We start from the raw sequence: 20,257 nt of genomic DNA on the forward strand, positions 1-20,257 counted from the left end.
TGGTTTGCTGGATGTGGTGTGTAAAGCCAACACCTAGCTACTTTAACAAGTTCTAAACTTGTAACGAGCCTTTGATAATTACTTATCTAGATGTATAGATTAGTAAGTGGGGTTAGATAACCAGCATTAGCGCTTTTCGCTTTAAGTGGAACGCTTTATTTGTTTCGCTGAACCTTAGAGCGAAGAAGGTTACAAGCCCATTAAGGCTGGCAGTTGCCTCTTAGCTTTCCATAATTTTCAACATGCGAAAATGCGGCTTGATCAGGCAATTGCCTGATCAAGCCGCTTTTTCGCATGTAAGCTAGAAGACATTGCAATGGCTTGCTTTGCTCTTTGGCCCGTGCGTGTTCTTGAACCTCTTGGCCAGAAACCGCCGCTTGTACACTTGCTTAATGATGCTACTGGGCTTGCTAGCCGGCGTGGAAAGCGTAGCTTGGGTTAGCTTCTAAATTTTTCTGGTGTTCAGGCAACTGTTGTCTGGCAACGACCATCTACCCTGCCAAACGCGCTGCTTTTGCTCTGAACTCTACCTCAACCAACCGTGACTGATGCTGACCTCATTGCCGCCTGCTGCCAAGGCAGCGGCCGCGCCCAAAAACTGCTTTACGAGCGGTTTGCAGGTAGGATGCTGGGGGTGTGCCTGCGCTATGTGCGTCGGCGGGAAGATGCCGAAGAAGCCTTGCTAAGCGGCTTCACCAAAATGTTTCGGGCTCTCAGCCAATATCGGCACGAGGGCAGCTTCGAGGGCTGGATTCGCCGTATCATGGTGAACGAAGCGCTCGGAATGCTTCGGCGTAAAGAGCCCCTGCACATGGCCATCGACGACCTCACCTACGACGTACCTGCTACGGCGGCCGAGGCCGAAAGCCAGCTGAATGCCGCCGACCTTATGGGGTTGCTGGCTGATTTGCCCGCTGGCTACCGGACCGTATTCAACCTCTACGCTCTGGAAGGATATACTCACCCCGAAATCGGCGAGCTGCTCGGTATTTCGGAGGGCACCAGCAAGTCGCAGCTTAGCAAGGCCCGGGCCATGCTTCAGCGCCGCCTACTACTAGCCAATCAAACGGCTACTCCTTCTTCTAACGCTTCACCGAAAGAAATATATGCAACCGGAAGATATTGATAAGCTATTTCGGGACCGGCTCGAGGGCCACGCTCCCACTCCACCGGCCTACCTCTGGGACCGGCTCGAAGAAGAGTTGCAACCTGCCAAAAAGCGCCCTGTGCTATGGTTGTGGGCGGCCGCTGCTGCCGTGGCGCTGGTCTTAGCGAGTGGCGTTTTGTGGCTGCAGCTTGCCCCTACCGCAGGCGTAGGCTCTGCTCCGCTGGCTACCAGCACGAAGCCAGCACCACGCTCCGCTAATCAAGAGCAACAGCTTGCTGTGCAACCTCTAAAAAATTCGGTGAAACCTGTCGAGCTTCAGGCAACGCCTTCGCCAGCGCTGACATCTACCTCCTCGAAAGCGGCCGCTGCTGCAGCCCCGACCGCTCGGCTTCGCCAGCAGAAGGGTGTGCGCCCCGAGGCTCGGCAGCAAATTACCGCTTCAACTATTCAGCCAAGCCACACCAATAAGCTCCTTCACTCCACTCCTACTCCTCAAGCGCCGAAAGTCATGGCAGCCCCCGAAGCAGTAGCCGCTACTACTCCAAAGACGCAACCGGAGCGCTCTTTGCCCGCGGTAGATGCCCCGGCTCTTTCCCGGACGCCAACGACAATAGCTCTAGCGGCCACCCCGACGGCTCCAACTGGTCCTATTGAGGTAGAAGTACACCGCAGCAACGATGCCACGGCCTCAACTACTGCAGAAAGCAGCTCCCGTCATAGCCTGGGTGGCATTCTGCTTCGGCAGGCTCGTAATGCGGTGCGCGGTGAACGGGTTAGTCTGGCTGAAACCGGCCTGCCCGAAGCCGTGACGGTTCAAGCCCGCGTGGGCAACCGCACCTTAACCAAAGTGATTCAACTTTAATTATCCCTTGCCATGAAACGCCTCTCCGCTTTGCTGGCTGCCTTCGTGCTGCTAGTCCTGGCTTCGCCTTGCTTTGCCCGCCCTGCCTACCCCGCTCACCTCGACGATACGATTGTGGTGAAACTGCCCAACCAGGCCACTATGACGCTGTTCGTGAAAAATAAGCAGCAGCTACGCGAACTGCGGGCTTACAAGCTCGACTCGCTGATGATCTTGCTGGACACCTACATCACGCAGGCAGAAGCAGCCGGGAAAAACTCGAAATCCGAGCAGGTGACTATGGAGTTTTATCCTGCCAAGGACAAGCCCGGTAAGCAGGTGCCCGAACAAATCCGCATTACGATGCACAACGACGAAAGCAAGAAGTCCACGGTGAAAGAAAACAACGTGGAAGTCCGCATGGGTCGGGTGTTTGGGGTGTCGGTGCAGGAAAAGAGTGACGGTAGCAAAGACCGGGTGGACATCCACGTGGGCAGCACCGCCAAGGATGATTCCCTTGCCGCCGCCAAGCGCAAAGCGAAGCAGGAAGAAAAGCAGAATCGCGCCGTACACAACAACTTCAACATCGACCTGGGCTTGAACACGCTCGTTAACGTGGAAACGCCAGTGGGCCAGTCGGCGCCCGACCTCAAGCCCGTAGGTTCCCGCTACCTCAGCCTCAACTGGCACTACGACATCCGGCTGGGGCAGAAAGGCTCGCCTCTTCACTTGCTGACTGGCCCCGAGTTGGCCTTCAACAACTACATGCTCGACAACAACTCCCGCTTTGTCAACCTCAACGCGGCCACCACCCTACAGGCAGAAATGGAGCGGAGCCTGGAAAAAAGTAAGCTGGCGGTTACTACGCTCAATCTGCCCCTGATGGCCGTGCTCGATTTTCAGAATAAGAAAGGGCGCGACGCGTTCCGCATTGGGGCCGGCGGCTTCATAGGCTACCGGTTAGGGTCACACACCAAAATCAAGTACAGCGAAGACGGCCGCACCCGCAAAGACAAAGACCGGGGCAGCTACAACCTCGAAGACTTCCAGTACGGCGTGCAAGGCACTATCGGCATCCGCAGCTTCGACCTGTTTGCCAAATACAACCTCAACGACCTGTTTCAGAACAACCGCGGCATCCAGGCCCAAACGCTCAGCTTCGGCATCTCGCTGCTGCGGTAGAAGTGAAATGGTGAAGTTGTGATAAGTGAAAGGTGAGTTCAAGAGTCCTGCCGCGCAATCGGCGCAAGCGAAACCTTGAACTCACCTTTCACTTATCAAAACTTCACCATTTCACTTATTCCTGTGAAAATTATCCAGCAGAATAGCGGCCGAAATGGCGACGTTTAGGCTTTCGGCCTGGCCGCGGCCGGGGATGTGGAGGCGTTGGGTGAGGCGTGCTTCCACTTCAGGGGTGAGGCCGTGCGACTCGCTGCCCATCACCAGTATCCCCGTAGGCTTGAGCGTGAGGTGGTGCACATTGTCGCCGTGGAGGTCGGCGCCGAATATGGGCAGGTGGGGTGGCAGGGTGGCGAGCCAGGTGGGTAGGTCGCGCTGCCAGATAGGGACACGGGTGAACGAGCCCATGGTGGCGGCCACGGTTTTGGGGCCCCAGGGGTCGGCGCAGGTTTCGCTGAGCACCACACCAGGTAGGCCGTACCAGTCGGCGAGGCGGATCAGGGTGCCGAGGTTGCCGGGGTCGCGCACCTGGTCGAGGGCGAGCAGTAGCCCCGGAGTGGTAGGCTGCAGAGGCAACTCATCGGGCAGGCGGGCAATGGCGAGGGCCGTGTTGTTGGTGGCCAGGGTGCCGAGGCCCGTCAATTCCTCTTCCGTCACCACATCGACCGGAATATTGGGCAGGTGGGCAGGTAATTTTACTGTAAATTCTGCCGTTACCAGCACACGTTCCGTTTGAAGTCCAGACCTTAGCAGTTCCAGTACGCTCTTGCCTCCTTCTACCAGGAAGGCGCCGTGCCGGAGCCGGTACTTTTTCAGGTGCAGCGCGTGTACGTATTTTGCTACTGCTTTTGAGACCATACGCTTCACTAAACAGACGCCCTACCGGGCCTCAGATGATAGATAAGAAAAGTGGCCCGGCCCGGCGCGTGTGCCTGGCCCTGCTGCTATTGGCTTTGCTGGTCGTGGGCTGTTCGCCCCTGCACCTGCTAGGCCCCAACCAGCTGCTGCTGAGTGAAATCAAGCTGGAAGGCGTGAAGCAAGCCGATGCCGAGCGCCTGCAAGCCCTGTACCGGCAAAAGCCAAACAGCCGCTTTCCACTCCCAAAACTAGCAATCTATCAGCTAGGCCGCCGCTTCTATAACCCTGACCGGCTCCAGCGCAAGCTCGATACCACCCGCGCCGAGTATAACCGCCGCATTCAGGCGGCCCGCCCCGATTCCGTAAAGGTAGGCAAGCTGCTCACCCGCCGCGAGCGGCAAACCCGTCGTCTACAGTTGGTTCTTGATAAGGGCAATGCCATCATGCGCCTGGGCGAACCGCCTGTTGTCTACGATACGGCCCTCACCCGCCAGACCAGCGAGCAGCTGGCTACGTTTTTGAAGTCGAAAGGCTTTTTCCGCAGCCGGGTCAGCTATTCCGATACGTTGGCCGACCGGCGCTTTTCGCTAGGCCGCCTGTTTGGAGGCCCCGACAGCCTGCACCGCCGCCGCGTGGTAGTAACCTACCGTATCAGCGAAAATACCCCCTTCCGCTACTCCCAGCTCGACTACGACATTGCGGATTCGGTGGTGGCGCAACGGGTGCTGGCTTCGCAGTCGGCTACGCTGCTGCACGTTGGCGAGCAATATGATGAGGAACTGATTGGCCAGGAACGGGCGCGTATTGAAACGCTCCTGAAAAACGAAGGTTACTTTGATTTTCGCCAGCAGTACATCACGCTGGAGGCTGATACTAGCTTCGCCCCCGCTACGGTTCGGCTGCGCACCATTGTAGCTAGTCCAGGTCCGGGCCTATTACACCCGCGCTACACCATTCGGCGGGTACGTTTTGTTACCGATGCGGGCACTATCCGCTTCGGGCAGAAGCGCGACACCTTAATCCAGGATTCAACTATCTTCTTGGCCTTCAAGCACCAGATTAGTCCCCGCTTACTCAACCGGAAGGTAGCTATCGATGCGGGCGACTACTACAGCCTCGCCGCTACCCAAACCACCCAGCGCCAGCTAAGCCAGCTCGACGTATTCCGTTTTGCCAACGTGAACTACCAGAAAGTGCGGCCCCTTACCCTGGAAGACAGCTTGCACCGTCAGCTCGATGCCAACGTAGCCGCCTCGCCCGCCAAGCGTTATCAGGAAACCGTGGAATTTGGTGGCACCTACGTGGCGGGGCTGCCAGGGCCGTTCGGCAACCTGCGCATCAAAGCGCGCAATCCGTTCGGGGGAGCCGAGGTACTGGAGGTTGGCTTGCGGGCTGGCTTTGAAGGGCAATACAACCGCATCAGCTCTTCGGAAGAAAACCTAGGGAGCACCCTCACCACGCAGCTTGGTGTCAACGCCAACCTTGTTCTACCTCAATTTCTGGTACTCTTTCGCACCAACCGCTATCTAACAAAATACAACCCCCGGACCCGGTTCAATCTCAGCTACAATTATGTGTACCGCCCGGAGTACACGCGCACCAATCTGGAAGGCACCTTCGATTATATCTGGCAGCGTAACGCGTACCACCAGTACGTTTTCACCCCCGTTGACCTGAGCTTAGTAAGTGTTCCTAGAAAACTACCAGCCTTTATCGATACGCTTAGAAGTCAGTTTCCTGACAACCCATCGATATTGGTTGCCTTCAGAAGCCAGTTTATCCCTAGTCTATCGTTTACCTCCCTCTATAACTCCAACGACTTCAACGAAACCCGGAATGCCAGTTATTTACGCTGGTTTATAGAAATAGGGGGTATCACGCGGCCCCTGTACCAGGGTATCTTCGACAAACCAAACAAACCCGATTCGACGGAGATTCAAGTATTTGACTTCTACAAAGTCAACGCAGATTATCGTCGCTACTATAAGCTGGGGCCACGGTCTTACTTTGTGTACCGGCTCAACGGAGGTGTGGTTCAGCCCTTGCGCCAAAGCAAGGATGCGAATGCCAGTGCTATTCCGTACGACAAGTATTTCTTTGCGGGCGGCAGTAATAGCGTGCGGGCCTGGGGGCCACGGCGGTTGGGCACCGGTTCAGCTCCCGTGTTCAACACTGTTAATGGCCAGCAGGTACGCAATTACAATATCGAACAGCCGGGTGAGCTATTGCTGGAAGGAAACATCGAGTATCGGTTCCCCCTGTTCAGCTTTATAAACGGTGCCTTGTTTACAGACTTCGGTAATGTATGGACGCTGCAACGTGTGGGCCAGCCTGAAGCCCGATTTGATGTGAACCGCTTCTACCGAGAATTCGCCGTAGGTTCGGGATTTGGCTTCCGCTTCGACTTTACTTTCTTGATTCTTCGGCTTGATATAGCCACGAAGGTGTACGACCCAGCTGCTCCTGGTAGCAACTGGGTTATTCGCAACATCAACGTCTTCAACACCCGAAATCAAACTGCCCTGAACCTCGGCATTGGGTACCCATTCTAGTGGTGAATGAGTGAATGAGTGAAATGGTGAGTTGGCTGTTCTAACGGCACAAGTAGCACGAGGTGGTACCACTCCCCACCTCAACATCAAACTCACTCAGTCACTCCTTCACCATCCTAGTAGCTCTGCTAAGGCAGTGGCTACCTTATCAGGATTGGGGAGCATCTGGCGTTCTAGGTCTATGTTGAGGGCAATGGCGGGCAGATTGGCGGCGCCTAGGGTGAAGACGGGGGCATCGAGCTGGTGGAAGCAGGTGCGCTGAATACGACCGGCCAGGCTTTCGGCGAAAGAGTTGAGCAGCGGCTCTTCGGTGAGAATCAGCACCTTGCTATGGCGGCGGACGGCGGCCTCTACCGCGTCGTAGTCCAAGGGGTTGAGGGTGCGCAGGTCCAGGATTTCCACCTGGCCAGGAAACTGACGACTGGCGGTTTTCGCCCAATACACGCCCATACCATAAGTGATAACCACGCACGTTTCGCCACTCTGCAACTTCTGCGAATCGGCCGCTTGGAATACGGCGGCTTTGCCGAGCGGGATGACGTAGCCGACGCCGGGCTCTGTGGTTTTTGCGTCTTCGGTGCCCGGTACCTTACTCCAGTATAGGCCTTTGTGCTCCAGCATCACCACCGGGTTGGGGTCGAGAAAGGCCGCCCGCATCAGGCCCTTCATATCGGCAGCGTTACTGGGGTACACCACTTTGATGCCCCGAATCGTGAGCAAGGTGCTTTCGATGGAGCCGGAGTGGTAGGGCCCACCGCCACCGTAGGCGCCAATAGGCACCCGAATCAGACTTTGCACCGGAAACTGCCCGTTCGAGAGGTAGCACGATTTGCTTAGTTCTTCTACCAGTTGGTTGAGGCCCGGCCAGATGTAGTCGGCAAACTGAATTTCCACAATAGCCTTGGCTCCCACCGCACTCATGCCGGCGGTGCTGCCCACGATGTAGGCCTCCTGGATGGGCGTGTTGAAGACGCGGGCATCGCCGTATTTCTTGGCCAGCAAGGCCGCTTCCCGAAATACGCCGCCCAGCTCCCCGCCCACATCCTGGCCATAGAACAGGGCTTCGGGAAACTCGCGTAAAATATCGTCGATGGTGTGCAGGGCGGCATCCACCATCAGGGCTTTTCCAGCGCCAGTGGGGCTACGCTCGCCGCTTTCCTCTAGTACAGCGGGCGGTGCAAATTCGTGGTCGGCGAAGGTGGCGGGATCGGGCGCGGGGGCCGCCAGGGCGCGCTGGTAATCCGCCTCCACAGTGGCCCGGGCTTCGGCGGCCAACTCCAACAAATCGGCTTCACTGTAGCCGAGGGTCAGCAGGTGCTGGTGTAGGCGCGGCAGCGGGTCCAGTAGGTTGTGCTCGGCCAGATTGTCGCCACGATACCACTCGCGGCGTACCCCGCTGGTATGGTGGCCCAGCAGCGGACACCTGGCATGCACCAGCACCGGACCGCGCCGCGCCCGCACATAATTGAAAGCTTCAGCTAACCCAGCGTAACTATCCTGAAAATCAGCGCCATCAACTTGCAAGCGGTGTAAGCCTTTGAAGCCCGCCGCGAATTCATAAGCGTTCATGGTCCGCATTTCGCGGCCCGTAGCGGAAATGCCCCAGTCGTTGTCTTGCACCAGGTAGATGATGGGCAGCTGGTGCAGCACGGCCATCTGCAGCGCCTCGCTCACCTCACCTTCCGTCATCGCCCCATCCCCAATGGAACAGAGAACCACGGAGGGAAAATTCTGAATTCTGAATTCTGAATTCTGAATGGCGGGCTCTTCATAGTTAGCATGGCCAGCCTCAACCTCCTCCTCTGATTTCTGCAATTCAGGATTCAGAATTCCTAGTTCAGAATTCCTTTCTAGATACTTGATGCCATGGGCCATGCCGGTGGCCGGAATGGCTTGCATGCCAGTGGCCGAGCTTTGGTGCGGAATGGTGGGGAAACCAGCTCGCCGCAACGATGGGTGACAGTAGTAAGTCCGGCCGCCACTGAAAGGATCGTCGCGCTTGGCCATGAGCTGCAGCATCAGCTCGTAGGGCTGCAAGCCGAGGCCAATCAGGAAAGCATCGTCGCGGTAATAAGGTGCGGCGTAGTCAACGGGCCGAAGGTGAAAAGCGGCGGCCAGTTGCACGGCTTCGTGGCCGCGGGCGGTGGCGTGCACGTATTTGGCTGTTACCGCTTTGTTCTCTTCGAAAAGCCGAGCCATTTCGGCGGCCGTATGCATGAGGCGGTAGGCCCGCTGCCAGGTGGCACGGTCGGGTTGGGTGGCAGCAAAAGCGGGTTCCAGAGGCGGAGCAGATTCAGTGAGCATGCAAGAGCAGTGGGTGGAGGGGCGAAATTACAGTAACTTGGTTGAGTAACTGCGTTGAGTAACGGAGTAGCGGAGCAACTGAGTAAGGGCAAGTATGCCGTCGAAGTGGTTCCATGAATTCCGCGGAGCGGTTCGCAGAACCACTACTCGTTGAACAACAGTATCTGCAATGGGTAGAACTACTGATAGCATAATAACATAGCCTTCGTTGAACGGCTGCACCTGCAACAACAGAGGTTTTCCGAAGCCTTGCGGGCCGTTTAGAAGCTTGCTAGCCCGGCGGCGGAAGGGCCGTAAGTGAATTAACCTGCAAGCCGAAGTAGTTAAACGTCTTTACTTGATAACTTCGTTACTCGACGCAGTTTATGCTTGACGATCTTCCTATTAAGTTCGCTACCCCTGCCGATGTTCCAGCTTTGGTGACATTAGTGAACAGCGCCTACCGGGGCGAACAATCAATGCAGGGCTGGACCACCGAGGCGCACTTGCTCGGCGGCCAGCGCACCGACGCCGCAGCCCTACTCGACTTGCTGGCTCCCGCCGAGGCTACCATGCTCCTGTGTACCACCGCCGATAAGCAGCTGTGTGGCAGCGTGTACTTACAGCTGCAGGATGACGCGCTATACATGGGCATGCTTTCGGTGGCTCCCAACCAGCAAGCCCGGGGCATCGGCAAACGCCTGCTGCAAGCAGCCGAAGCCCACGCTCATCAGCATGTTCGCACCCGGATGCGCATTACCGTCATTTCCGTCCGAACGGAGCTAATTGCCTGGTACGAGCGACACGGCTACCACCCAACCGGCGAAACCGAGCCCTTCCCTACTGATACCCGCTTTGGCATACCGCGGCAGCCGCTGGAGCTGCTGGTGATGGAGAAAGAATTAGAGTAGCCTTTCCTCTACGGCAGAAGTTTGCTTTGCCGTAGCTGCACGGCGTGGTAGAGAGAAGGAATATCGGTGGCCCAAACAGGCAGCGTGCAAAGGATTGCCAGGATTTCCAACCGGCTCAGAATGCCCGCCGATATACATACCCAAAACAGCAACCCTACTTCCCCATTTAGCAGCAACTGCACTAGGGTAGCAGCTAACAGCAGCGTCCATCCTTTGGCAAAAAAGGTGTGTAGCGCTATTTCCTTCCGAAACCGCACGTAGCTAACCACATACGTCAGTGCTTCTAGCCCCACTACCAGGCCTATTGGCAACGCATTCGCCGTGAGAAAGGCGGGACGCAAATAGAGTATCCCGAGCAGCAAGCAAAGCCAGAATATCAAGTCTACGGTTGAATCCAGACGACGTAGTTTGGGCGTAGCTACTCCCCAGCGGCGGGCAAGGATGCCATCGAATATATCTGTAATCAACCCGAAGAGTAACAAGGCCACCATTAAATAGCAAAGGGCGGGAGTTGGTTGCACTAGATAAACTCCTAGCGCGCTCAAACCCATGACTAGACGTGCGTAAACAAGAACAACAGGAATCTTACGGTACATGGAATAGCTGAAAACAGGGAATAAATACTCTTCCTACAAGTATAGCCTCTCCCATTAGCCATAGGCTTCCATCTTTTGCCCACTGCAGACTTTACAACACCTGCATTTACGAGCATAACCTTCTATATTTTAGTTGTTTAAGCTGCTTTAAATAGAACACCTTACTTGCACAAATGCGGGCTGTTGGCTATGCACTTGCTGAGGTTAGCAACCTTTGAATCATACAAAGTCTTACCTTCGCAGCCTGAAAATTTGTGGTGGCTATCTTGTACTTGCTTTCAAGTCGATAAAAAGTCGCCGTATCACACTTCATGTCAAACTCTTTCCCTTCGGTTGCTCCCGCTTCTACCTTCCGCGCCGGCGTGGAGGCTTGGCTGCGTGCGTTTCAGGATTGGCTTTGCCAGCAGCTAGAAGCTACTGATGGCGCGGGCCGTTTTCAGGAAGATGCCTGGCAGCACCACAGCGGAGGCGGGGGCCGCTCGCGCATCCTGACCGGCGGCCACATCATCGAGAAGGGGGGCGTGAATTTCTCGGCCGTGTCAGGCACAATGAGTGAGCAGGCGGCCCGCGTGCTGCTTATGCCCAACCCCGAGTACTTTGCTACCGGCGTGAGCGTGGTGCAGCACCCACGCAGCCCGATGGTTCCCATTGCGCACATGAACGTGCGCTACTTCGAAGCCGGCAACGGCGAGGCCTGGTTTGGCGGCGGCCTTGACTTAACCCCTATTTATGTGGAAGAGGCGCAGGCCCGCTGGTTTCACCAACAAATTGCCGAGGTCTGCCAGCAGCACGATCCCACCTACTACGCCCGCTTCAAGCAGTGGGCCGACGACTACTTCTACCTCCCTCATCGCCAGGAAACGCGCGGCATCGGCGGCATATTTTTCGACCGGCTTACCGTGGGTAAAGACGGCGAAGCCGATGCGCTGTTCGCTTTTATTCGTGCCGTAGGCGAAGTTTTTGGTCGAGCTTACACTGAGCTTCTGCGCCAGAACGCCGACCGCTCTTATACCGAACAGCAGAAGCAGTGGCAGCTAGTACGCCGCGGCCGCTACGCCGAGTTCAACCTGGCCATCGACCGGGGCACCCGCTTCGGACTGGAAACCGGGGGGCGCACCGAAAGCATCCTGATGAGTTTGCCACCCCAGGCCGAGTGGCACTATAATTTCGCTATTGAACCAGGCTCGCCCGAGGCTACCACTCAGCAGTGGCTGCGCAAAGGCGTTGATTGGCTCACTGAAACGCCCCTCTCCGCTTGATCGAGCAGCTACAAGCCCTGGACCGCTGGCTGGTAGTGGCCGCCAACAGCCACCGTACGCCCAAACTGGATGCGCTCATGGTGTTCTTCACCGAGCGCGAAGTATGGTTTCCGGCCTATTTTGTGCTGCTGGTGCTGTTGAGCTATATCTACAAGCGTCGGGCCTTGCTGTTGGTGCCACTGCTCGGCGCCAGCGTCGGCTTGGCCGATCTGATATCGAGCCGGTTCTTCAAGCCCTACTTCGCCCGCCTGCGCCCCTGCCACGACCCGCAACTGTCTGCTACCCTCAACCTGATTCACGGCTGCGGAGGGCAGTTTGGCTTTATGTCGTCGCACGCGGCTAATGCCTTTGCCTTTGCGGTGTTCGTAAATCTGGTGCTGCCCCGGCAATATCGGGGGGCGAAATGGCTGCTCTTGCTTTGGGCCGTGCTGGTCAGCTACAGCCGGATCTACCTGGCCGCCCACTTCGCCTCCGACGTGCTGGCCGGCGCCGCGCTTGGCAGTCTGCTCGCGTGGCTAAGTGCTACCAGCTACAAGCGCTTGACCACTTCCTGCCCGCTGGTTGGCATTTCCTGAACCGATCAGCTGAACTTACGTTAGCAGCCTATCCCTCACCCGGAGCATTCCTAATTAACTCTCCTTCTTCCCTATTTTGGCATAGCCTTGTAGGCCACCGCTGACTTTTAGAGAGTTCATTCAACCAAGAAAAAGCCACTCCTGATTAATTAGGAGTGGCTTTTTTCATGGTTAAGCAAGTTGTTATTTCGCGGGCTTCCGGTTACCAGTATGGCCATCACCCCGGTCGCCCTGGCCGGGCTTGCTGGTGATTTTGGAATTATGCCGGTCGTCCTGCGATAAGGAGCGGTGCAGCTCCACCTCACTAGTGAATTGGCCTTTGGCATTGCGGCGTACATAGCGCTTGTCGCCGGGAGTGGGTTCGATTAGTTCACGCTTGGATTTAGGCATGGCTGGGAGCAGTAACAAGTTGATGGTCTACTTGATACGCAACCGCTGAAAGGGAGTTTAGTGGTTGGCTAACGAACTGTCACCCCGATGATAACCCCAAAATCACCGTCGGCCTGCACCCATCCCTTCGCCGGCAAATAAGTTCGGGAAACAAAGCCATCCAGATACAGCGCGTTGCGGCAGCCCTGCTTCTGAAAATAAGTTGCAAACTCGTGAAGCCCTACTTTACTCTTCGACATGACCAGCAATACAGAACCGTCTGGCAAAATGCCGACGCCATTGCGAATGTTCAGGTTTTTGGAAGCTGCGTTGAAAGCCGGGTGAATACGCCCATCTATGAGCAGTAGCGGCCCCGACTGCGTAGCAAAACGGATTTTTCTGGTGTTAGGAAGCGCCGCTGTCCGGCAAATAGCGGCTTTGTTGTCGATGGTGGTATAGAACACCCCATTCGGCATCAAATAAAAATTGCCCGCACCAGTGGCTGTGTCGAGCGGCGCTACTACGCGCTGCTCTTGTATAAACAGCCCCACAGGCACATTGCCGGCTTTAAACATGCCGCCATTCATGGCAAATTCCAGGTGCCTGCCGTTATCGCTAAGCCAATTTTCCAATCGGCCCAAGCTTCTCAACAACCGGCCCTGTTCATCTTTCCAATACAGTTTTAGTTCTTGCTTCTCCAGATTCGCCCGGTAGCTCACGTATTTCGCAGTTCCTGACTGCTTCCTGGCAAACGGCCGAAAGCCCACCAGCAACGCCACCGCCCACAAGAAAAGCCCAAATACAGCTCGCCGGTTCACGTTGAAACGCTCATTTACCCAGCAGCTTCGCCACGTATTTACCTACGATGTCGAACTCCAGATTCACTTGATGGCCGGGGCGCAGGTCCTGGAAAGTAGTGTGCTCGTAGGTGTACGGAATGATAGCTACGCTGAAGCCGTCGTCGGTGGAGTTGAAGCAGGTGAGGCTGGTGCCGTTGATGCAGATCGAGCCTTTTTCCACGGTTACGCGGCCGGGGCCGGGGGCGTGGCGGAAACGGTAGAGCCAGGAGCCGTTCTGGTCTTCTACTGATTCGCACACGGCCGTCAGGTCGACGTGGCCCTGCACGATGTGGCCGTCGAAGCGGCCGTTGGCGGCCAGGCAGCGCTCCAGGTTTACGCGGCGACCGGGCTGCCAGTGGGCCAGATTGGTTTTTTGCAGCGTCTCGTCGATGGCCGTTACTACGTGCGTGCCGGCAGCGCCATTCACGGCCACCACCGTTAAACACACGCCGTCGTGGGCCACGCTTTGGTCGATGCGCAGCTCGGCCGCAAAAGATGAGGCCACGGTAAAATGAATATTAGTACTCTCCCGGCGCATGTCCTGGATGGTACCGAGCCCTTCAATAATGCCAGTGAACATGGTTTTCAATTAACAGTTAACATTCAGCAGTTAACAATCAGCAAATGTCATTAACAACAAACTAGCTGGTAAGCTTATCCCAACACACGCTAGCAACCAGTTTATTGTTAACTGCTGAATGTTAATTGTTAAATGACTCTACTTCCCCCGCCCTTCAATGATGATTTTGAGGGTATAGAGCAACACGCGGAAGTCCATGGCCAAGCTCATGTTTTCGATGTACAGAATATCGAATTTGAGCCGCTCTACCATTTGAGCTACGGTTTCCGCGTAGCCATATTTCACTTGGCCTAAGCTGGTAAGGCCCGGCCGGACGCGGTGCAAGTGGCGGTAGTGAGGCGCGACTTTCACAATCTGGTCGATCCAAAACTGCCGCTCCGGCCTAGGTCCTACTATACTCATGTCGCCGCGGATAACGTTCCAAAACTGGGGCAACTCATCGAGGCGGACTTTTCGCATAAAGCGGCCCCAGGGCGTAATGCGCGGGTCGTGGTCGGAACTCAGCAGAGGTCCGTTCTTTTCGGCATCCAGGTACATTGAGCGAAATTTGTAGATGCGGAACGGGTGGCCGTACCGCCCAATGCGCTCCTGCGAATAGAATACCGGCCCTGGCGACGAAAGCTTAACCATGACGGCAGTGAAGGCATAGACTGGCCAAGCCAACAGCAGAAACAGCGCAGACGCTACCACATCAATTATCCGCTTCAGTACCCGCTGCCACACCGGCAGCAGATCTTGCTTGATTTCGATAAGTGGCGTACCGAAAATATGGCTCACTTTCACCGAGCCCAATAGCATCTGGTAGAGGTCGGGCAGGACGCTGACGCGGGCCGTAGTTCCTTCGAGTAGCGTCAGAATCTCTTCTACCAAGCGGTGCTCGGAGGGCTCGATGGCAATTACAATCTGTTCGATCTTGAGCGCTCTTACCAAGGCGGGCAAGCGCCGGTACGAACCGCGGGTGGGTAGTTCGGCAGCCAATCCGGCGTCTACAGTTTCACCGACGGGCGCAAACCCAACTAGCTTAAGCCCCAGATGCCGGCTGTTGCGGCGCAGTTCGTGGCAGGTCTCAAGCGCCAACGCATTCGAGCCCACCAGCAGCGTATTGAAAAAGATGGTGCCGTTGCGAACCAGATGCTGCACGCTGCTCACGGCGATAGTGCGCAGAACGGCCGAAATAGTGAAATGCAGCAGGAAGTAGGCCGTAATAGTTTTGTAGTACAGCTGATAATTGCTTACGCCTTGGTCATCAAGCAGAAAGGCGAAAAATATGATAAGTGCCCCTAACACCGATACGCGCCCAAGCCGAATAATCTCTCCTAGGCGGGACTTGCGGAAAATGTCGCGGTATTCGCCAATAAGCGCATAAAGGACCGTCCAGAACAGGGCAATCATAACGGCGGAACCTGACAAGTAAAACAGGGCCCCTTCGGTGAAGCGGTAGCCCTCGTTGATTTCACTTAGCAGGTACTTACGCAGCAGAAAGAAGCACACCCAGGCTAAAAGCGCCGCGCCAAAGTCAGCGGCAATTAGCTTCAGTTGTTGCAAGGTGCGAATCAAGGGCCGAGTTATCGGGCCGGCAGCGGAGGCCGGCGAGTGGTTTTATGAGGGCGAATGGGTAGCTTCGCACCGAAACAAATGCCTAAACGGACCCTGATCGCCCGTTTTGAGCGGGTCAAAGGTAGGGCAATAAACCGAAAACCGGGAAAACCGTGCCAATCCTTGACTCGTCTTTATGCACTCCCCGGGACTGCTTCTTTACCATGCACGCCGATACCTACCGACACCGCGGCCAGCGCCGCACTCTCGTAGACGAGCTGCGCCGCAAAGGCATTCGCGATGAGCGGGTACTGACGGCCATGCTAGCCGTGCCGCGCCATGCTTTTTTTGAAACGGCTTTCCAGGCCCACGCCTACCAAGACAAAGCCTTCCCGATTGGCGAGGGCCAAACGATTTCGCAGCCCTACACCGTGGCTTACCAAACGGCGCTGCTACACCCTGAGCCGCAGCACCGCGTGCTGGAGGTGGGCACCGGCTCGGGCTACCAGTGCTGCGTGCTGCTCGAACTCACCCCGCATGTATTCAGCATCGAATACCAGCCGGTGCTCTTCGAGCGTACGCGCCGCCGACTAACACACCTGCACCGGACGGTGCAGCTCTTCTGCGGCGACGGCTCCGTGGGCTTGCCTGAGCACGCCCCCTTCGACCGGATTCTGGTGACGGCCGGGTCGCCTACCTTGCCCCGACCCCTACTTCGGCAGTTGCGGGTAGGTGGCTGCCTGGTTATCCCCGTCGGCGACGCGCAGGCGCAGCGCATGGTGCGCGTTACGCGGGTGAATGAAGAAGAATTCACGCGGGAAGAATTCGAGCAGTTTCGTTTTGTGCCACTGCTAGGAAAAGCGGGGTGGCAAGAATAGGTGGAGAGCAGATTAGGGTTATACTTGCTGCACAAGCAACTGGTAACCAGCTCTGTTTTCTTGTATTTACCTTGTCTTCTTATACTCCTTGACATGTCGCTACCTGCTACTTTGCTGACTTTGCTAAGTGTGAGTCTGGCCACCTCTGCTTTCGCGCAAACGGCACGCCCCTGCCAGATAACGGGCAACATTAAGGGGCTTGGCAATAAGTCAGTTGTGTTCTTTTACGAGCATAACGGCCACCAGCAGCACGATACTGTGTACGCCCGCAATAACTCGTTCACTTACGTAGCTCATCCTAGCGACGATGGCACCGTAAACTTGAAAATAGTACCCTCCCGCTACACTTCTATTTGGTATGAGCCCGGCCGGATAACAGTCACGGGCGACGTTGCAGTGCCCGGCCAATTAGCAGTTACTGGCACACCAGAAAACGACATCCGGGCCCAATACAACCAGCGTATTAATTGGAAATTTGAACGTCGGGCAGAGGCCCACTCCGACTCGGTGGCCACACTACGCCCCTTGATTGGGCAAGCAACCCGAGATTTTATCGAAAGTCACCCGCACGCTCGCACCAGTGCCGATTTGCTCTACGAGCAGGTTCAATACAGCAATGACCAGCCCCTTGCCAAGTACGAGCAGCTATGGCATGCCTTGGCGCCGGTTGTGCAGACGAGTACGCAGGGGCAGGCCGTAGCTACTCGCTTGGAGGTATTGCGTAAGCAGCCGGTAGTAGGCCGCCCGGTACCAACCTTTGTCATTCCTGATACGGCTGGCGTAGCGGTGTCGCTGGAGAAATTCAAAGGCCAATATGTGCTACTCGATTTTTGGGGTCACTGGTGCAAACCCTGTATTGCTGCTATGCCGCATTTAAAGCAGATGCAGAAGCGCTACGCCCAGCAGATGGCCGTGGTAGGCATCGGAATGGAAGCTATTGAAAGTAAGGAATTGTGGTTGAAAGCCATTCGAGAGCATCAAGCCCTTTGGACGCAGCTCTCGGAATTAAAGAAGGACAAAGGAGTGATAGAACAGTATAACATCGACCAATTCCCCACTTACATGCTGCTCGATAAGCAGGGCGTTCTGCTAGTTAAAAGCAGTGATTTAGCCTCTATCGAGGAAAAGCTAAAAACGCTTTTAGCTACGCCATAGCAACGTTTTTGAAAGTATGCAGTTACTCTTGGCGTGGCTGCCTTTCTTTGCAGCGTTTATTTCCTGAGAATTTCACTGCATGATGCGCAAACAAAGGCCCGTAAAGGACTCGTTCGTTATAATGACGGAGTTGGTGCTACCCAACGACACCAACACGCTTAACAACCTGATGGGCGGCCGTATGATGCACCTAATGGATATTGCGGCCGCCATTGCCGCCCAAAAGCATTCCAACCGCATTGTTGTAACGGCCTCCGTCGACAACGTTTCGTTTCGCGACGCTATCCGGCTGGGCAGCGTGGTTACGTTGCAAGCCCAGGTGACGCGCTCCTTCAGCTCTAGCATGGAAGTACACATTGACGTGTGGGCCGAAGACATTCCGAGCGGAACCAAGATGAAAACCAACGAGGCCTTCTTCACCTTCGTGGCCGTCGACCAGTCGGGCCGCCCGATTGACGTACCAGAGGCCGTACCGGAAACACCCGAGGAAGTTCAGCTATACGAAGGGGCGCTGCGGCGGCGCCAGCTGCGGCTAGTACTTGGGGGCCGCATGAAACCCACTGAAGCTAATGAGCTTAGGGCGTTGTTTGATATGGAATAACCCTAGGCAAGGAACTGAGCAGTGGTAGAATCGAGTAGTCAGGTTAACCTCTTTGTTGTTTTGGTTGCTAGCTGATAGCTTTACTTGGGTAGTGCTCCGCCCCATAATCACTCCGTTACTCTGCCCCCTTTACTCTTCATGGCAACTGCTGATTCACTGGCTTTCTTTCAGAACTTTTACACCGATGTATCGCTGTACGTAGTGGCGGAACCGGCCCCTGTGCCAGTAGTTACGGCAGTTCCAGTAGCCGCGCCAGTAGCAACGGTTGCGCCGGCTACGGCTCCCGTTCTTGCAGCACCAGCGTCGGTGGAAGTTCCTCGTGCAGCAGTTACCCCGGTAGTTGCCCCTCTAGCGGCAGCCGAGCCTGCTGCCACGCCAGGTAAGCTCCCTTCCCTGGCCAATTTGGTTTTAACTCCGCCGCCCGCCGCGCCGGCTCCACCACCCATACAAGCTGCTCCGGTTGCTCCCGAACCCGGTCCGCTGTTCTCAGTACCCACTTTGGCTGACCTGCCAGCCGCTCCTAATGCGCCAGCTTCGCAACCGGGTCGGATTCAGCCCACCCCTACGCAGTCGCCGGTGGCGCACATTCCGTTTGCGACGCTCGGCAGCAACCCCAACGGCCTGCTGATTTTGGTGCGTCTGCCCGCTGAGGAATTTCGGAAGCTGCCCCGCAACGTGTTCCTCAACAACATCCTGAAAGCTATCCGGCTGGTGATAGAAGATGTGGTGCTCGTGAATGTAGAACATGAAAAGTTTCCGGTGGCTTTGTGCACTTTGCGCAAAACACTTGCGGCCAAACAGTTCCTGGCTTTTGGCAAAAACCTTCTCGATGTGGCTGTGTACACCACCCAGCCCTATGAGCCCGTGCTACTCTACGGTGATACTGCTTTCCTGGGAGCCAGCGAAATCAAGATGCTGGAGTACGACGCCGGCCGCAAAAAACAGCTTTGGCAGGCTATGCAGCGTATGTTCCTGGCGTAAAAAAGGGCTAGCCTTTGCAAATTGAGAAGGTTTGTCCAGATAAGCTAAGCTCCTCAATAACAGCGGGGTTGCTTCCATTGAGTTGATTGGAAGCAACCCCGCTGTTATTGAGGAGCTTGTTTTTCGTTTCTGCTTTATCTAACGTCAAGCTGCTGAAGCTTTTTTATCGTTTCGCTGTAAACCCAACAATCCAGGGATAAAAATCTTCCTTAAGCTCAGCATTCCAACCTCACCCGTAATTTGCCTATCTATAGCATAATTTCTATGAATGATTATATAATTAAGACAAAAAATTACTTAATTGAGTAGCTGATTCTCACTATTCTTCTCTCTAATGCCACTACCGGACGCCGAACTTTCAACTAACAAGGCCAGCTATAAGCAGGTAGATGGTGTTTTATGTTGCAAAACCAAGACTACAACCCTTGGTTTGAAGAACAATACAGCTCTGTAGCTGAACCCTGGAGTTATAGCCGCCGGGAGGAGAACTGTACCGTCATATCCATAGCGTTGAGCTACTCCGTCAGGTCTGCCCTTTTCCATCTTCATTACTGGAGCTCGGCTGCAGTCGGGGCTTGATGGCCGCTCACCTTATTCCTTACACCAAAGAGCTGTACGCCTCCGATATATCGCCTAGTGCGGTGAAAGCCTGTAAGCAGACTTGTGATGAGCTTGCCAGCCAGCACGACTGCGCCATGCATTACTACGTGACAACTACCCCTGGCCTACCCTTCGCCGAATATAGCTTCGAGGTAGTTACCCTTTGCGATGGGCTGGTTGGTTGGTGGTTTAGCTAAGAACAGACGCAGGCCGCCTTGCAGGATACACACCGAGTGCTACGTCCGGGAGGTTATGCGGTATTCACTGATTACCTTACTCCCGATCGGTTTGCTGATTATACAGACGTAATCGAAAAAAGTGCCTTCTCGGTTGTTACCGTAAATTATCTGTACGATAAGCCTCGGTATTTGCTTGAAGCCTTGTGCAAAAAGCTACCCGGCAAAAATGTACTGGAACCCGTAGTGGCCTGTACTCAGGTGGCAAAACTATTGCACCAAGCTGGGCGGCTGGGTGGCTCTGCTGCGGCCCGGCACATTATTATCATCGCTCGTAAAGATTAGCCCAGGCGCGAACAATAAAAAAGCCGAGCCATCCA

19 protein-coding genes are annotated in these 20,257 nt (G+C 55.6%); 12 read left to right on the forward strand and 7 right to left on the reverse strand.

Translation table 11 applies throughout. The features are described from left to right. Nucleotides 1-541 precede the first annotated feature (541 nt). The 3 genes from VF639_RS10835 to VF639_RS10845 are packed head-to-tail and all read left to right on the forward strand — an operon-like array spanning nucleotide 542 to nucleotide 3,131. Entirely contained in the window at nucleotides 542-1,126 is a 585-nt protein-coding gene (locus VF639_RS10835; protein ID WP_331145921.1) for an RNA polymerase sigma factor, read from the forward strand. Further along, nucleotides 1,107-1,970 carry a hypothetical protein gene (locus VF639_RS10840; protein WP_331145922.1) on the forward strand — a complete coding sequence of 288 codons (864 nt, stop codon included), beginning with the start codon at nucleotides 1,107-1,109 and terminating at the stop codon, nucleotides 1,968-1,970. Before VF639_RS10835 ends, VF639_RS10840 begins: the two co-directional genes overlap by 20 nt. Before the next feature lie 12 nt (nucleotides 1,971-1,982). Beyond that, nucleotides 1,983-3,131, forward strand: coding sequence for an outer membrane beta-barrel protein (locus tag VF639_RS10845; RefSeq protein WP_331145923.1), 1,149 nt, complete (start codon nucleotides 1,983-1,985; stop codon nucleotides 3,129-3,131). A gap of 111 nt (nucleotides 3,132-3,242) precedes the next feature. Here VF639_RS10845 and VF639_RS10850 read toward each other — a convergent pair whose 3' ends face one another. Continuing rightward, complete coding sequence (locus VF639_RS10850; protein WP_331145924.1) at nucleotides 3,243-3,986, reverse strand: TrmH family RNA methyltransferase; 744 nt, start codon at nucleotides 3,984-3,986, stop codon at nucleotides 3,243-3,245. Between the two features lie 35 nt (nucleotides 3,987-4,021). Between VF639_RS10850 and tamL the strand changes: the two genes are divergently transcribed. Continuing rightward, nucleotides 4,022-6,538: a translocation and assembly module lipoprotein TamL gene (tamL, locus tag VF639_RS10855; RefSeq protein WP_331145925.1), complete on the forward strand. Its 2,517-nt coding sequence runs from the start codon at nucleotides 4,022-4,024 to the stop codon at nucleotides 6,536-6,538. A 108-nt stretch (nucleotides 6,539-6,646) separates the two neighbouring features. Here the strand turns inward: tamL and VF639_RS10860 are convergent, their stop codons facing one another. Further along, nucleotides 6,647-8,842, reverse strand: a complete 2,196-nt coding sequence (locus VF639_RS10860) for an alpha-ketoacid dehydrogenase subunit alpha/beta (protein WP_331145926.1) — start codon at nucleotides 8,840-8,842, stop codon at nucleotides 6,647-6,649. A gap of 365 nt (nucleotides 8,843-9,207) precedes the next feature. Here VF639_RS10860 and VF639_RS10865 point away from each other — a divergent pair, with 365 nt between their 5' ends. After that, on the forward strand, nucleotides 9,208-9,732 hold the full coding sequence (locus VF639_RS10865; protein WP_331145927.1) for a GNAT family N-acetyltransferase: 525 nt from the start codon (nucleotides 9,208-9,210) through the stop codon (nucleotides 9,730-9,732). An 8-nt stretch (nucleotides 9,733-9,740) separates the two neighbouring features. On the opposite strand, the gene VF639_RS10870 is transcribed toward VF639_RS10865, so the two are convergent. Next, nucleotides 9,741-10,328: a CDP-alcohol phosphatidyltransferase family protein gene (locus tag VF639_RS10870; RefSeq protein ID WP_331145928.1), complete on the reverse strand. Its 588-nt coding sequence runs from the start codon at nucleotides 10,326-10,328 to the stop codon at nucleotides 9,741-9,743. A 311-nt stretch (nucleotides 10,329-10,639) separates the two neighbouring features. On the opposite strand from VF639_RS10870, the gene hemF reads away from it, so the two are divergent. Further along, entirely contained in the window at nucleotides 10,640-11,587 is a 948-nt protein-coding gene (hemF, locus tag VF639_RS10875) for an oxygen-dependent coproporphyrinogen oxidase (protein WP_331145929.1), read from the forward strand. After that, the gene (locus VF639_RS10880) at nucleotides 11,584-12,162 is read left to right on the forward strand and encodes a phosphatase PAP2 family protein (RefSeq protein WP_331145930.1); all 579 of its coding nucleotides are present in this window, start codon (nucleotides 11,584-11,586) and stop codon (nucleotides 12,160-12,162) included. The genes hemF and VF639_RS10880 overlap by 4 nt, the downstream gene beginning before the upstream one ends. A 183-nt stretch (nucleotides 12,163-12,345) precedes the next feature. Here the strand turns inward: VF639_RS10880 and VF639_RS10885 are convergent, their stop codons facing one another. The 4 genes from VF639_RS10885 to VF639_RS10900 form a co-directional block, all read right to left on the reverse strand. Beyond that, entirely contained in the window at nucleotides 12,346-12,552 is a 207-nt protein-coding gene (locus VF639_RS10885) for a hypothetical protein (RefSeq protein ID WP_245118066.1), read from the reverse strand. A gap of 68 nt (nucleotides 12,553-12,620) precedes the next feature. Then, nucleotides 12,621-13,310: a phosphodiester glycosidase family protein gene (locus VF639_RS10890; RefSeq protein WP_331145931.1), complete on the reverse strand. Its 690-nt coding sequence runs from the start codon at nucleotides 13,308-13,310 to the stop codon at nucleotides 12,621-12,623. 49 nt (nucleotides 13,311-13,359) lie between these two features. Further along, a complete protein-coding gene (locus tag VF639_RS10895; protein WP_331145932.1) occupies nucleotides 13,360-13,950 on the reverse strand; it encodes a riboflavin synthase in 591 nt (196 codons plus the stop codon). Nucleotides 13,951-14,088: 138 nt separating this feature from the next. Further along, entirely contained in the window at nucleotides 14,089-15,507 is a 1,419-nt protein-coding gene (locus VF639_RS10900; protein ID WP_331145933.1) for a sugar transferase, read from the reverse strand. 203 nt (nucleotides 15,508-15,710) lie between these two features. Between VF639_RS10900 and VF639_RS10905 the strand changes: the two genes are divergently transcribed. The 5 genes from VF639_RS10905 (at nucleotide 15,711) to VF639_RS10925 (ending at nucleotide 19,898) form a co-directional block, all read left to right on the forward strand. Continuing rightward, nucleotides 15,711-16,364, forward strand: coding sequence for a protein-L-isoaspartate(D-aspartate) O-methyltransferase (locus tag VF639_RS10905; protein ID WP_331145934.1), 654 nt, complete (start codon nucleotides 15,711-15,713; stop codon nucleotides 16,362-16,364). A 93-nt stretch (nucleotides 16,365-16,457) separates the two neighbouring features. Beyond that, nucleotides 16,458-17,519, forward strand: coding sequence for a TlpA disulfide reductase family protein (locus tag VF639_RS10910; protein WP_331145935.1), 1,062 nt, complete (start codon nucleotides 16,458-16,460; stop codon nucleotides 17,517-17,519). A gap of 82 nt (nucleotides 17,520-17,601) precedes the next feature. Continuing rightward, the gene (locus VF639_RS10915; protein ID WP_331145937.1) at nucleotides 17,602-18,120 is read left to right on the forward strand and encodes an acyl-CoA thioesterase; all 519 of its coding nucleotides are present in this window, start codon (nucleotides 17,602-17,604) and stop codon (nucleotides 18,118-18,120) included. Between the two features lie 138 nt (nucleotides 18,121-18,258). Continuing rightward, complete coding sequence (locus tag VF639_RS10920) at nucleotides 18,259-19,101, forward strand: hypothetical protein (RefSeq protein WP_331145936.1); 843 nt, start codon at nucleotides 18,259-18,261, stop codon at nucleotides 19,099-19,101. A 551-nt stretch (nucleotides 19,102-19,652) separates the two neighbouring features. Continuing rightward, the gene (locus VF639_RS10925) at nucleotides 19,653-19,898 is read left to right on the forward strand and encodes a class I SAM-dependent methyltransferase (RefSeq protein ID WP_331145938.1); all 246 of its coding nucleotides are present in this window, start codon (nucleotides 19,653-19,655) and stop codon (nucleotides 19,896-19,898) included. The last annotated feature ends 359 nt before the right edge of the window (nucleotides 19,899-20,257 follow it).

The sequence above is a fragment of the Hymenobacter sp. genome (assembly GCF_036387835.1).
GTDB lineage: Bacteria > Bacteroidota > Bacteroidia > Cytophagales > Hymenobacteraceae > Hymenobacter.